The sequence below is a fragment of the Bacteroides stercorirosoris genome (genome assembly GCF_900142015.1).
GTDB classification, from domain to species: Bacteria; Bacteroidota; Bacteroidia; order Bacteroidales; family Bacteroidaceae; genus Bacteroides; species Bacteroides stercorirosoris.
Window position 1 is genome coordinate 1 of record NZ_FQZN01000064.1, and the last position, 13,223, is coordinate 13,223.

The window sequence follows — 13,223 nt, forward strand, 5'->3', positions numbered from 1 at the left end:
AGGTTTGATTCGCTAGCTCAGCAGGTAGAGCACAACACTTTTAATGTTGGGGTCCTGGGTTCGAGCCCCAGGCGGATCACTGAAAACAAAAGAAAAATCAAGCAAATCCCTGATAATCAGACATTATCAGGGATTTCTTTTTTCTGGCAGGTAGCAGAAAATAGCCGTTTCAAGCATATTATCGGTGGATAAATCGTGGGACTAAAATTTAGTCTAAAAAAGTCCCACGAATTTGCATCTTTCTCTCTGATTCATAACATTTTGCATAGACTTACTTTGGAAGAGAATACATAGTTTTGTAACTTAAAAAACGATGTAAAAATGGCTCGAAAATCATTTTCTGTTTTGTTCTTTATCAAAAAAGCCAAGTTATTAAAGAACGGAGAAGCACCTGTGTGCATGAGAATCACTGTAAACGGCTGTATGGTAGATATTTCTATCAAAAGAAGTTGTCCCGTAAACCTATGGAATCAAGCAAAAGAGAATTCAAAAGGAAAAGACCGTATGTCGGTGGAACTGAACCACTACTTAGAAATCACACGCTCACGCATACACCAAATTTATAGGGAACTGGAAACTTCCGACAAGGTTATCACTGTTGATCTTGTGAGAAAACTGTATTATGGTGTGGATGAAGAAAGCAAAACCCTTTTGCAAGTATTCAGAGAACACAACGAACAAAGTCGTAAGCTGATCGGCAAAGACTTTGTTAGTAAAACCGTTCAACGGTATGAAACCACTACCCGATATTTGGAGGAATTCATTAAGAAAGAATATCAGTTATCTGATATTGCCCTGAATAACTTGGAAGCCAACTTCATTTCTAAGTTCGATGCTTTCTTGAAGATTGAAAAAGGTTGTGCGCAGAACTCCGCTATTACCCGATTGAAGAATTTAAAGAAGATTATCCGTATTGCTTTGGAAAACGACTGGATAAAGAAAGATCCGTTTGCTTACTACCGTTTCAAATTGGAAGAAACCGATCCTGAATTTCTGACGATGGACGAGATTAAAATCATTCTCGCCAAAGAGTTTACAATTAAACGAGTAGAACAGGTACGTGACGTTTTTGTCTTTTGCATTTTTACTGGCTTGGCGTTCAGCGATGTGAAAGATTTATCACCCGAACACTTGGTAAAAGACAACAAAGGGGAACTTTGGATAAGGAAGAACCGGCAAAAGACAAAAATCATGTGTAACATTCCTGTGCTGCCTGTGGCAGCTTCTATACTTGATAAATATAAGGATGTGGCAGAGTGTACCGGAAAACTTTTACCTGTATTGTGTAATCAACGCATGAACAGTTATTTGAAGGAGATTGCCGATGTGTGCGGAATTCATAAAAATCTTAGCACACATACCGCCCGTCATAGCTATGCTACAAGCATTTGCCTTGCAAATGGCGTAAGTATGGAGAATGTTGCTAAGATGTTAGGTCATGCAGATACAAGCGTAACAAAACACTATGCAAGGGTATTGGATCAGAATATTTTCAAGGATATGCAAAAAGTAAATAGCTGCCTGTCGGAATTGGCTATATAATAAAGATAGTAGCTAATATTGAAAAAGGATTGGGAAGAATGAATTTCATTTTCTCAATCCTTTTCTTTTATAGTAAGTTTTCCAGAACTCAATATGAAGCATTGACAAAGATAAGTTCCGTATTTAGCCTGTTCAAGTCCAAGCCTTCGGTTTAGATGAAAATCTTCCTCTCACTATGTTCGAGCGTATTTTCATCTAAAGACTTGCACAGACTAAATACTTCACTGGGAAAGTCAATGATTCAAACTAAATTCCGAAAAACAATGTTTTGGGCTTGGCAGGTTACTCTTTCCAACTTTCAAAGTAGTGCTTTTGGAGCAGTTTATCAATATCACTCTGACGGTAGATGATTTTACCTTTTATCTGGATAAAGGGAATTAGCCCTATATCTCGCCATTCTTGCAGGGTTCGCAAACTGACATTCAGTTTCTTGGAAACTTCATTATTAGAAAGAAAGCATTCCCCATTCAGGTGGGGCTTGTAATGCTTGACTATAGATTCAATACCATCCAGCATCGAATCGAGCGAAGAAATAAATTCTTTGACTTGTGGGGTATCTTTATTTATTAGTTCCATGATTGAAAGATTGTTTTATTGAAATATTGATTTCAAGATGGCTAGATAGCTGGTTAGTTACGCAGATAGTGACCCAAAGATGAAATGTTAAGTACGTCTTTTGCCGGATCATAATCTACATAGAGCCGTTTGGATGCAGGGGCAATAAAATACTGGCTACCATCTTGCTGTATCTCATAAGTAGCAGGTGAAGCCTGTTTGGTTGTTTCCGATACATATATAATAGAAAGAAGGTACTCTTTGTCGCTCCGATAGATGATAACCGTAGGATTCAGATTAATGCTTTCCCATGTGCCAACAATGGAAAACAGGTTGAAAAACGGATAATCTTTTTTAATTCTTTTCATAAGACGTGGGGTGTTTGGGTGATTGATTTTGCGTTTCACTGTCTGCAATAATTCTTTCAATATCGGAAGTCTTATAATAAATCTTACTACCAATTTGAGAATAAGCCAATCTTCCGCTACTTCTGTAATACTGCAAAGTTCGCTTACTAACGCCTAACAACAGGCACACTTCCTGACTATCCAGCCAGTTTTCGACTTTCTGGGTATGAGTGCTGCACAAACTTTCTATCCGTTTGGCAAACTCCGTGAACCTCTCGCAGACATACGAAAAAGTTCTCTTTTCAATAGTTACTACTTCCATACTTTCAATTTTAAAAGGTTTATAAAACGTGTCGATTTTATTTTCATCGGCAAATAAAAGAAGAATCATGAGCCGTTTTCAAAACTGTCCGAAAGTGGCGAAGTAAAGTTCTTAATGACTTAATATGTACTTATCGTGGCAACATAATACAATGATTTATAGACCAAATACTCATTGATTTAGGCAGATCATATAGAAACAAAGAAAAATAAACCGATATTTCTTTGTCAATTCAAAAATAACGCTTATGTTTGCAGTGACCAATAATAACAAAATAGTCACACGGTATGGCAAAAGCATTTGATGACAACGAAAGAAAGCTTATAAAGGATAAACTCAAAGAAGGAGCTTTGCTATTTATCCAGCAACAAGGGGTACGTAAAACTTCTGTAGATGAGCTTGTTAAATATGCCAATATTTCTAAAGGAGCATTTTATCTATTCTATACATCAAAAGAACTTCTTTTTTTCGATACAATAATAGACTATCATAAGAAATTGGAAAAAGAATTTCTTAATGCCATAAATAAGCATACCAATAATATTACAGTTGATACATTGACAGATATTATATCTGACTTGCTAATCAACAACAAACCATACTTTGTATCTATCTTCGTTAATAGTGATGTGGAATATCTAAATAGAAAGCTCCCTCAAGAAGTACTTTCAAAACACGTAGATGATGATGTCATGCTAGCAAACGAACTACTGAAATTTATTCCAGAAAGTAAATCAATTGATACAAAAGTATTTGCAGGGGCTTTAAGAGCTGCATTCTTGACTATTCTAAACGAGAAAACAATTGGAACAGATATTTACAATGAAGTTTTCAAGTTTATAGTTAGGGGAATAGTACAGCAACTATTTAAAGACTAATCCAATACAACAAGATTATATAATATCAACTGACTATGTGCAAATATGTTACATAGCGATACTTTGAATTTACAATATGACTATATAAACAATTTTAGTCATACGATATAAAATTTAAAAATTATGATTACAGTAAAAAACTTATCGTTTAGTTATTCTCAACTACCATTTATTGAGAATATGAATTTTCAAGTAAGAAGCGGAGAAATATTTGGCTTCCTAGGACCTTCTGGAGCAGGAAAAAGCACTCTCCAAAAGATATTAATAGGTATGCTCCCTAAATATAAGGGGAGTGTTTCTATTAATAATAATGAAATTAGAAATAAGTCTGACCAGTTCTATGAGAGTATTGGTGTCGATTTTGAATTTCCTAGTTTTTATGAGAAATTCACCGCATTGGAGAACTTAAAATTCTTTGGTTCTTTATATGACTGTAAGCTGATTCCTATCGAACAATTATTAGAAATGGTTGGACTATCACAACATGCCAATAAGAAAGTGGCAGGTTTTTCTAAAGGTATGAAATCCAGATTAAACTTTGCCCGGTCAATTATTCATCAGCCCAAAGTGTTATTTTTGGATGAGCCAACATCTGGTTTAGATCCTTCGAACTCCCAAGTGATGAAAAACATTATTCTTGATCTTAAAAATAAAGGAGTAACAATCATTCTGACTACTCACAATATGCACGATGCAACCGAACTTTGTGATCGTGTAGCATTTATTGTTGATGGCAACATTAAAGCTATGGACACTCCTCATAATCTTATCATGTCAAGGCGTTATAATGAAGTAACATATTCATATTTGGAGAATCAAAAAGAATTAAATACTACAATCGCACTTGACAAAATAAGTACAGATAAAAAGCTACAATCTCTGATTCAAGCTAATGCCTTATTATCAATACATAGCAATGAGCCAACATTAGACAATATATTCTCAGAAATAACAGGGAGGAAATTACTATGAAGCTTAAAGGTTTAATACTAGGTGATATTCGGCAACAATACAAATATGGTTTTTATACCCTATATACGTTATTTACACTAGTGTATATTACAGTATTGCGCATTCTTCCTATGCCGTGGAAAGAACTATGTACAACTACCCTTATATTTTCAGATCCCGTACTGATCGGATTAATGTTTATGGGAGCAATAATATTATTCGAGAAAAGCGAAAAAGTAATGCAGGCATTAGCTGTTTCGCCCATATCAATACACGCATACATTTTGTCAAAGGTAATTTCCATTGGACTAATTTCTTTGCTAAGTGGAGTTCTCATCGCATTGTTCTCAGGCATGGAACATTCTTACATACATCTTGCTGTTGGAATTATGTTAGGTTCAGCATTATTCACACTGGTTGGAATATCACTTTCTGCTTTTATTTCAACCATGAATAATTTTATGCTGATTATGGTTCCCACTTTAATAATATCTGTAGCTCCCATATCTGTTTATACAATGGGCTATAAATCGGGAGCTATGCTATTACATCCAAGTATAAGTCTTATAGAACTTATGTCTGGAAATATCAGTGTCATATCTCTAATAGCAATAAGCATTTGGGGTATTGCAATGTATATTTTTTCTTGTCTGTCAGTAAAAAAAATGATGACGATATAATTATGAATCAGAATATTATTTCCTTCAAAATGTTTATCAGAAACATATTCTCAGATGGTATGTTATCTGCAATAATATGTATCCCGCTAATATTAGCAGCAATATATAGGTTTGTTTTCCCTTTAATTGTACAGCATTATCCGATGCTAAAAGATTTCAGCCTATATTATCCGATATTGGATTTATTCCTTGCAATTATGTGTCCTTACATGATTTGCTTCGCTTCGGTCTTAGTGGTATTAGATGAAACAGACATGAAAATCAACAGGTATATCATAATTACCCCACTTGGTAAGAAGGGGTATCTTATATCAAGATTGCTTATTCCTGTTTTATTTGCAGCCATTGTTTCTTTCGTACTGCTTTCTTTTTGTTCTGTATCAGATATGTCATTATGGACTACATTTATAATATCAATATTGGCTACAATACTAAGCGTTGTGGCTGCTATGATTATTTTGGCATATGCGGGGAATAAAGTAGAAGGTATGGCACTTGCAAAAGTATCTGCTTTAGTTATGGTGGGATTAATAATACCTTTTGTTATTACAGATAGTACCCAATATGTATTTTCATTTCTCCCTTCTTTTTGGATAGCCAAGTTTCTAATAAGTAATAACTATTGGTTTATTCTACCAACTATATTTCTTTCTGGCGGACTGATTTACATATTATATAATAGGTATATCACAAAAATATAGTTTCTCCTAAAATTGATACTATAAATACCGAAGATATAAAAAGTATAGTACCTAAATAAGCATATTGAATTTACGATTATACGAATTAATATTATTCACTATCTAAAAATTATGCTTATGAATGAGTTATTGAAAATGAAGTTTTTTGAGCTATTGTCTAAAACTTCACAAGAAGTTACTAACACAGAGATGCAAGATGCTTATGGAGAATTTGTCAAGCACATAGTCACAATTAGCAATTCAGAAGATTATTCCTATATCTTTCGGATGCTAAATCTCACCCGTATTGAGATAGCACCCTTAAAAGAGTTATATCAATGTGGGCAGGGGGAAAAATGCGCTTAAAATTCTCTATGTCCATAAAGCGTTATCGACAATTGATGCCGAGTTACAATTAATCAACTTGAAAATTAACCATCCAGAACAATTTAAGTTATCTATTCCTACAGCGTTCAAGTCCGACCTATATGTAATCCCTAAGTCAAAAGACTTGGGGATTATTGGCATTGCAGAAATCGTATTAGCTCTGTTTTTACAGGGGCAAATCGTTGGCGAAGATGGAAAACCTGTCCCAGAAGTTCGTTTAGCTCGTGGCTTTGAGCAGCTTTTCAATCTAAAATTCGGAAGTATTTACGATAAGGTAGGTGAAGTATTTACCCGCAAGTCGTACAACCTTACCAAAACATTGGATGCCTTACGAAATGCTATCATCAAAGAGGATCGAAAACGTAAGAACCGATAAAGATCAAAAAAGATATTTATACAAACTATTCATTCTCAGATATTTACAAATATCTTTTCGGGGAGTAGGTAACTACTCCTCTTTTTCTGCTACATTGTTTTACTGAATTTTGCTTCATCAATCGATTGAGAACAATAATGTTAAACTAAAAAATGAAGCAAAATGTATATAGACAACGAAAACTTCGATAAATGGATGGAGAAGCTATCTAAGAAACTCACTGAGATAGGACAAGACTTAAAATCCCTTATCAATACCGATCAGGTATTAGAAGAAAATGAACGATTACTTGATAATCAAGATTTAGCATTTCTGTTAAAAGTGTCTTTCAGAACTTTACAACGCTATCGACTAAAAGGCAAGCTCCCCTACTTTACTATTGGGCATAAAACCTACTATCGGGCTAGCGATATTAGAGCTTTTGTACGTGAACGAGCCGATTATCAAACTTATAAACAGTTTGAAAAAGCCAATCAATTAGAAAACAAACTCTGACAGCAAAATGCAGCAGAGGAAAGAAGCTTGTGTTTAAGCTATCACTTTGTGTAACCACCCCGATTTAGTAGAAACCGCTTCACCTATCGGTTCGGCTCGTTTCGCTAAATGAAGCAAGAGGGAACTGGACAAGTCCTGTTCTTCCCTCTTGCCCTGCGGGGCAAAGCCTTAGGCTTTAGCGTGTTACAAGAACACGCTGTAATGACACCTGTAATAAGCATTTTCTTTGCAACGCTTATTATCAAGTATTTATCTATTCATATTTCTATAAAAAAGTAATTATCATGCCCAATAGCAGTCGAAAAACGATATTCACTACCATTTCCATAGACAAGGAAACGGCAGCTTTAGTAGAGAAGATATGCAAACGCTATTCACTGAAAAAGAGCGAAGTTGCAAAGTTGGCGTTCGGGTATATAGATAAGGCACATGTCAACCCATCGGAAGCACCTGAATCTGTAAAATCGGAACTGGCGAAAATAAATAAGAGACAGGATGATATTATCCGCTTTATCCGTCACTACGAGGAAGAACAACTGAATCCTATGATACGAGCAACAAATTCTATAGCTTTGCGCTTTGATGCTATCGGCAAAACTTTGGAAACTCTGATCCTCTCTCAACTGGAAGCCAGTCAGGAAAGACAAATATCCGTGCTTAAAAAGTTAAGTGAGCTGTTCTGTAATCATGCCGATGTTATAAACAACCAATCCAAGCAGATTAATGCCCTCTATCAGATACATCAACGGGATTATAAGAAGCTACTTCAACTGATACAACTCAATTCGGAACTTTCCGCTTGCGGTGTGATGGATAGTAAAAGGAAAGAGAATCTGAAAGCCGAAATCAACAATTTGATAAACACATAAGATTATGCACATAGACTTTGCTCCGCCTTCAAACGGAACATATAATAATGCTGGGAGTTGCCAACAGCTAGCTAATTACATGGAACACGAAGATTTAGAGCGAATAGAAAAAGGTATTTATACCGAAGGTTTTTTCAATCTGACGAATGATAACATCTATAAATCGAAGGTCATAAAAGATATAGATACCAATATCGGGCAACTCCTAAAAACGGATGCTAAGTTTTACGCTATTCATGTCAGTCCATCGGAAAAGGAACTCCGAGCAATGGGTAATACAGAGCAGGAGCAAGCCGAAGCTATGAAACGGTATATTCGGGAAGTATTTATCCCTGAATATGCCAAAAACTTCAATAAAGAACTATTCGCTTCGGATATAAAGTTCTATGGTAAGATTCATTTTGACCGTGATCGTTCGGATAATGAACTGAATATGCACTGTCATTTGATTGTCAGTCGGAAAGACCAAAATAATAAAAAGAAGTTATCACCGCTTACTAATCATAAGAATACCAAGAACGGAGTAATCAAAGGTGGGTTTGACCGTGTGAATCTGTTCCAGCGAACCGAACAAGGATTTGATAAGCTGTTTAATAACAATCGTCAGCAAACAGAATCATTTGATTACCATAACACGATGAAGAATGGTTCTATTCCTGAAAAGCTTAAGTCACAGGAGGAAGTATTTCAATCCAGTGAAAGAAAGACAGAAATCAATCAAGAAAACATGCTTTCTATCAATCCTGAAAATCAAATAACAAGTAATCAAACTTTTAACACCAATATAACTATTGCCGATAAACAAGATAGTAATACATTCATCAATCCACATCTCAAGCCTCAAAACAACGAGGCTTCTGGTTCATTTTTTTCTGCTATTTCAACAGAGTTACTTTTCTCCTCAAACCAACCTAATCCCGAATCACAACCTACAAATGTCAAGAAGAAAAAGAAGATAAGACATAAGATATAGTATGTAAATAAGCTGTTTGTTAAAAAACATAAGATTTTATGTCATTGGTATTGAGTTTTTTAGTATTTTTGTGTTATTAGATATATAGAATATGAAAAAGAGAATCAATATTATATTTAGTCATTTTGATTATCCCAAAACACTATCTGTTAATGATGTTGTGAATGTTTTTAAAACATTGCCCTACAATGAAGATATTGGGTTTGGATACACTGATGTTGAAATCAACAGTGGTATTGTATATGCTACTTTAATAAAACGAAGTATAACGACACTTTTAGAATATGATTTAAAGAATAAAGATTTCATCAAAAAGGAAATTCCTGTTTTTGAAGAAATTTCTTTCGGTATGGATTTTGAAAAGTTGTTTTTATATACATATGGTTTAACATCAAATCATAACAAGATAAAATCAGCATTACGAAATACATTTGAAGTACCCTTTACCTATACAAGTGTTGATACTTCTCCTATAAATATTATGAATAAAATAATCACCAATGTACTTAATTACAAGATAGAGGAAATTGTAATACAGAGGTTTACATATAATGATGGTGCAACTGGAAAATATACAGCTAAAATAACAAAGCAAAGTATAGGGGAAAAATTACTAAATGAATATTTATCTGATATTGTAAAGGTTAGTATATCTATTTTTGAACAAGATGAATTTCAACTTGTAATTTCTACTAATGCATCAATTAGTATTAAATGTAATGAAAATGATTTTTATTCCATATTGGAAAATATAAAAAATAAAATATATGGCTGAAGATTCACAATACAAAGGCGAGCTTTGGAACAAAAGAGCAATAAAACTTCTTAATCTATTCTCATGGGATATGATTGGAGATAGTGGTATGGATTTAGAAGGAAGCGATGGAGAAAAATATGGGATTGATTCTTTGTATTCATTTAAAGATCCTGCTAAAGACATTCCTGAGAGTTTAATATTGGAAGCAAAGTCTTACAAAACTACAAGTTTTAGCAAGTCAAAACTTCAAGAGTGGATAGATCGGTTAAATATAAAAATATTAGAGCTAAGAAATTCTGAATATCTTATTGAGCGTTTTCCTATATTCAAAGATATATCAACACTCAAAATAGGCTTAATATTTATTTGGTTTGATGATATAGAAAACTATAAGGAGTATCGCCAAAAATTCCTTGAAATATTAAGCGAAATAAAAGTATCTTCCAGAACATTTCGCAATGGCGTTTACAATAAAATATATGTGATAGATAATGATTTAATTTCAAAATTATGCTCCTTATATACTGTTGTAAGAGAGTTTAATGAGAACTTTAAGTTTTATTATCCATCTGCATTCATACATGAAAGAGCTGTTCAAAGAAGTGCTGTGCTTTCTTTAGATTATTTTTTTTCCAAATTTATTTTAGGTCAACTAAAATCATCAGGAAAGAGATATGATACGAATATAGTATTTTATTGGGGAGAATTGGATGTGCGTTCTTTCGAAATGCTAAAATCAATACTAAAATCATATTCATTCGTTGATCAGGAGTTCAAGCTTGTGATATACAAATACAAAAGAGATGACGATGAGTTTCGCAAAATTCTACCGCAAATAAAAAAATCTTATGAAAATGAAAATATTGAGTTTGACATAAAAGATATGAATTCTTGTACTGAATTACCAACATTTATTATTAATGACTGACATGATAAATAAATATCCTACTATATATGAAATTCAAGAAGTCTTAAATTCTCCATTAATCACAAGAGGATTTATCAATCAATTTGCTCAAAAACGAGGTATTTTTTTAGTAAATGCTTCAAAGGAAGATTTAATAAAAGAACTATCATATCATTTATATGAGTATACAGATTTAGATGAAATTAGAAATCTGGCATATCAAAGTTCAAACAAACAAGTACTTAGTGGCTTCACTATCATTTCTAAAGAAAAGAACTTTGATTTAGAAAATCTTTATGATCGTTTAAGAGACTTTGGACAATTACAATCTAAAGGCTATCAGTTAAAGGCTATAACGAAAAAGAAAATAGGAGAAAATGTTATTTTTCATGGAGAAATAGAATATACTAAACGAAAAACAGGAAAAATTGAATTTTTACAAAACGAAAAGTTGGCAACAGACTTCTATTTTCATAGTATTGAAGATGGAAATTGGCAAGTCGAAGTAGATGGAAATACTTCTTCTGATGGCAAGGAAGTCATGAAACTAATGAACTTTATCGTTGATGGTAAAAATGCAGAAATAAACAGTTTAGAAATAGATAATTTAACTATCCCTAATGTCATTTCTTTTTTTGATAGACTGACAAAAGAGGGACTGGATAATAAAACATGGAGAATATCTGACATAAAACAATTAACATTCAAAAGGAGAAAAAGTACTTTGGCAACTACTGGTAATGATAGTGAAGAAGATGACGAAAGTGATGAAGATATTGCAATTGTTGATGATGAGAATTTAGGAGGTATTAGTCAAGCCGTACTAGATGGACGCAATCTACGCGAGCATCCATTTGTTAAACAAGCTGAGAAAGATGGATGTATATTTACTGCAATGACATATGAATTTGAGAATATAAAGAAGCCGCAATATATTTCAATTAAAGCAGAATTTAAAGGTAGTCCCAAAATATTTGAAGTATCAATAATTAGTACAGCAAGAGTGGAAAATACAAAAAGAAAAAAAGTGTACTATACTCCAACCATTGAATATAAGAGAGAGATGTCTAGTCTTTTTTGGAATAATGCAAAAAGAATATATCAAGAACTGATATAGATATAATCCCAACTATACTAAAGCATAGATTATGATACAACAACAAGTAGCAGCAGAGGTAGAAAATGCAAAATCTGTAATTATAAATCTTAGATATATTTTTACAAACAATGAAAAAAAACGTGTTTTAGAAAAATCAGGCATAGATGTAATCCATATAATAAATTTATTATCGATTTTGGAGAATCAGATACTCGTCCCAGATAAGTTTATGCTCAATGACAAATTTTTAGAAATTATATATCGTGAGTTTCCGAGGTTTTCAATGGATCTGGAAAGTAATATTGCAAGATACCAGAATGACACAATAGAGTTTGGCGCAAATAATGTTTTAGAAATCAGAAATATATGCCAAAAATTGCTATCAGTTCTTTGTTCATTGACCAATAATAATAAAAAATTATTCATAGGTAAATCTTACAATTCGGAAACATATTATGAACAGCAGATATCTGAGCTGAAAAGTTCAAAAAGTAAATTGGAAAAACAATTATCTGAACTACAAAAAACTAAAGAGCAACTGTCGGAGGTCAGCCAAGATCAAAAAACAGAATTACAGCAAAAAGAAAATGATATTTCTCAAACTAAAATTGAGTTAGCAGAAACGTTATCTCGTTTAAGTGATGCTGAAAAAGAATTAGAAGAAAAGAGAAAGCAAGAAGATGCGCAAAAGAATTGGAGTGAAAAGATTGAATCTACCTTTAAAAACTTATCTTCTCTTTTAGATCCGATAAGTAAAGAGTATTCTCGCTTATCAACTCTTTATTATATTTATATGGTATTGTCTGGATCTATTATAATTTTATTACTAGTGCTTGAAATAATTTTATGCAAATCATTGTCTCAAGAAAATGACTATCCTCAGTTATTGGAATATGTACCATACTATGTCCCCATTCCCATTTCAGGGGCTCTACTATGGGCATTTATTGTACAAATGAATAGAGCACAAAGACAATTAGTTATTTTGGCAGAACGAATACATCATATCAAATATATTGAAGGGTTATTATTATCTCTAAACACCTTAGCTCCTAATATTGAAGATGCAGTGAAGCGAATAAATAGTGCTATGGATAAACTTATCAAAGGACATTTGTTAAGCCAAAATATTATTCATGACGAAGAAAGCATTCTTAATGAAGAAAGAAAAGATGCATTACCAATAGATATTGTAATCAAACTTCTAGAGACAATAAAAAGTACAACAAAATGATATAAATAATTCTTTTTTTATATCTTTGCCCTCAGTATTCTCCATGAGCAAACTACCGCAAAAGCATGTAGCAAATTAGTGGGATAAATCATGGGATATGCTTGAAGCAGAAAATATAAAGTTTTAAATATCAGCATGGTAACTCCAGCAGGAGAATCCCAGGCGGATCAC

17 protein-coding genes and 1 tRNA gene are annotated in these 13,223 nt (G+C 33.2%); 14 read left to right on the plus strand and 4 right to left on the minus strand.

The window, feature by feature from the left end:
- The first annotated feature begins 6 nt into the window (after nt 1-6).
- Nucleotides 7-79, plus strand: a tRNA-Lys gene (locus tag BUC01_RS24270).
- A 242-nt stretch (nt 80-321) separates the two neighbouring features.
- The gene (locus BUC01_RS24275; protein WP_025835674.1) at nt 322-1,542 is read left to right on the plus strand and encodes a site-specific integrase; all 1,221 of its coding nucleotides are present in this window, start codon (nt 322-324) and stop codon (nt 1,540-1,542) included.
- A 282-nt stretch (nt 1,543-1,824) separates the two neighbouring features.
- Here the strand turns inward: BUC01_RS24275 and BUC01_RS24280 are convergent, their stop codons facing one another.
- From BUC01_RS24280 to BUC01_RS24290, 3 genes are read right to left on the minus strand one after another with little or no spacing between them, the layout of a single operon-like run.
- Nucleotides 1,825-2,118 (minus strand): helix-turn-helix domain-containing protein, encoded by a 294-nt coding sequence (locus BUC01_RS24280; RefSeq protein ID WP_025835672.1) that lies wholly within the window; start codon nt 2,116-2,118, stop codon nt 1,825-1,827.
- Nucleotides 2,119-2,171: 53 nt separating this feature from the next.
- Entirely contained in the window at nt 2,172-2,465 is a 294-nt protein-coding gene (locus BUC01_RS24285; protein WP_025835670.1) for a DUF3876 domain-containing protein, read from the minus strand.
- On the minus strand, nt 2,452-2,766 hold the full coding sequence (locus tag BUC01_RS24290; protein ID WP_025835668.1) for a helix-turn-helix domain-containing protein: 315 nt from the start codon (nt 2,764-2,766) through the stop codon (nt 2,452-2,454). Before BUC01_RS24290 ends, BUC01_RS24285 begins: the two co-directional genes overlap by 14 nt.
- Before the next feature lie 287 nt (nt 2,767-3,053).
- Between BUC01_RS24290 and BUC01_RS24295 the strand changes: the two genes are divergently transcribed.
- The 3 genes from BUC01_RS24295 (at nt 3,054) to BUC01_RS24305 (ending at nt 5,275) form a co-directional block, all read left to right on the plus strand.
- The gene (locus BUC01_RS24295; RefSeq protein WP_007656985.1) at nt 3,054-3,644 is read left to right on the plus strand and encodes a TetR/AcrR family transcriptional regulator; all 591 of its coding nucleotides are present in this window, start codon (nt 3,054-3,056) and stop codon (nt 3,642-3,644) included.
- Nucleotides 3,645-3,767: 123 nt separating this feature from the next.
- Entirely contained in the window at nt 3,768-4,616 is an 849-nt protein-coding gene (locus tag BUC01_RS24300) for an ABC transporter ATP-binding protein (RefSeq protein ID WP_007656984.1), read from the plus strand.
- Nucleotides 4,613-5,275, plus strand: a complete 663-nt coding sequence (locus BUC01_RS24305) for a fluoroquinolone export ABC transporter permease subunit (protein ID WP_025835659.1) — start codon at nt 4,613-4,615, stop codon at nt 5,273-5,275. Before BUC01_RS24300 ends, BUC01_RS24305 begins: the two co-directional genes overlap by 4 nt.
- Before the next feature lie 205 nt (nt 5,276-5,480).
- Here the strand turns inward: BUC01_RS24305 and BUC01_RS25645 are convergent, their stop codons facing one another.
- Nucleotides 5,481-5,876, minus strand: coding sequence for a hypothetical protein (locus BUC01_RS25645; protein WP_159106546.1), 396 nt, complete (start codon nt 5,874-5,876; stop codon nt 5,481-5,483).
- 211 nt (nt 5,877-6,087) lie between these two features.
- Here BUC01_RS25645 and BUC01_RS24315 point away from each other — a divergent pair, with 211 nt between their 5' ends.
- The 9 genes from BUC01_RS24315 to BUC01_RS24355 all read left to right on the plus strand — a co-directional run bounded on the left by BUC01_RS24315 (nt 6,088) and on the right by BUC01_RS24355 (nt 13,052).
- Entirely contained in the window at nt 6,088-6,321 is a 234-nt protein-coding gene (locus BUC01_RS24315; protein WP_008763846.1) for a hypothetical protein, read from the plus strand.
- The gene (locus BUC01_RS24320) at nt 6,296-6,718 is read left to right on the plus strand and encodes a hypothetical protein (protein ID WP_008763847.1); all 423 of its coding nucleotides are present in this window, start codon (nt 6,296-6,298) and stop codon (nt 6,716-6,718) included. Before BUC01_RS24315 ends, BUC01_RS24320 begins: the two co-directional genes overlap by 26 nt.
- Before the next feature lie 162 nt (nt 6,719-6,880).
- The gene (locus BUC01_RS24325; protein ID WP_022011056.1) at nt 6,881-7,213 is read left to right on the plus strand and encodes a helix-turn-helix domain-containing protein; all 333 of its coding nucleotides are present in this window, start codon (nt 6,881-6,883) and stop codon (nt 7,211-7,213) included.
- Nucleotides 7,214-7,497: 284 nt separating this feature from the next.
- Entirely contained in the window at nt 7,498-8,082 is a 585-nt protein-coding gene (locus BUC01_RS24330) for a BfmA/BtgA family mobilization protein (protein WP_025835653.1), read from the plus strand.
- A gap of 4 nt (nt 8,083-8,086) precedes the next feature.
- Nucleotides 8,087-9,055, plus strand: a complete 969-nt coding sequence (locus BUC01_RS24335) for a DUF5712 family protein (RefSeq protein WP_025835652.1) — start codon at nt 8,087-8,089, stop codon at nt 9,053-9,055.
- Between the two features lie 91 nt (nt 9,056-9,146).
- Nucleotides 9,147-9,830, plus strand: a complete 684-nt coding sequence (locus BUC01_RS24340) for a hypothetical protein (RefSeq protein ID WP_025835651.1) — start codon at nt 9,147-9,149, stop codon at nt 9,828-9,830.
- A complete protein-coding gene (locus tag BUC01_RS24345) occupies nt 9,823-10,740 on the plus strand; it encodes a PD-(D/E)XK nuclease domain-containing protein (protein WP_025835649.1) in 918 nt (305 codons plus the stop codon). Before BUC01_RS24340 ends, BUC01_RS24345 begins: the two co-directional genes overlap by 8 nt.
- Nucleotide 10,741: 1 nt before the next feature.
- Entirely contained in the window at nt 10,742-11,836 is a 1,095-nt protein-coding gene (locus tag BUC01_RS24350; RefSeq protein ID WP_139261919.1) for a hypothetical protein, read from the plus strand.
- Between the two features lie 31 nt (nt 11,837-11,867).
- Entirely contained in the window at nt 11,868-13,052 is a 1,185-nt protein-coding gene (locus BUC01_RS24355) for a coiled-coil domain-containing protein (protein ID WP_073315166.1), read from the plus strand.
- Nucleotides 13,053-13,223: the final 171 nt, after the last annotated feature.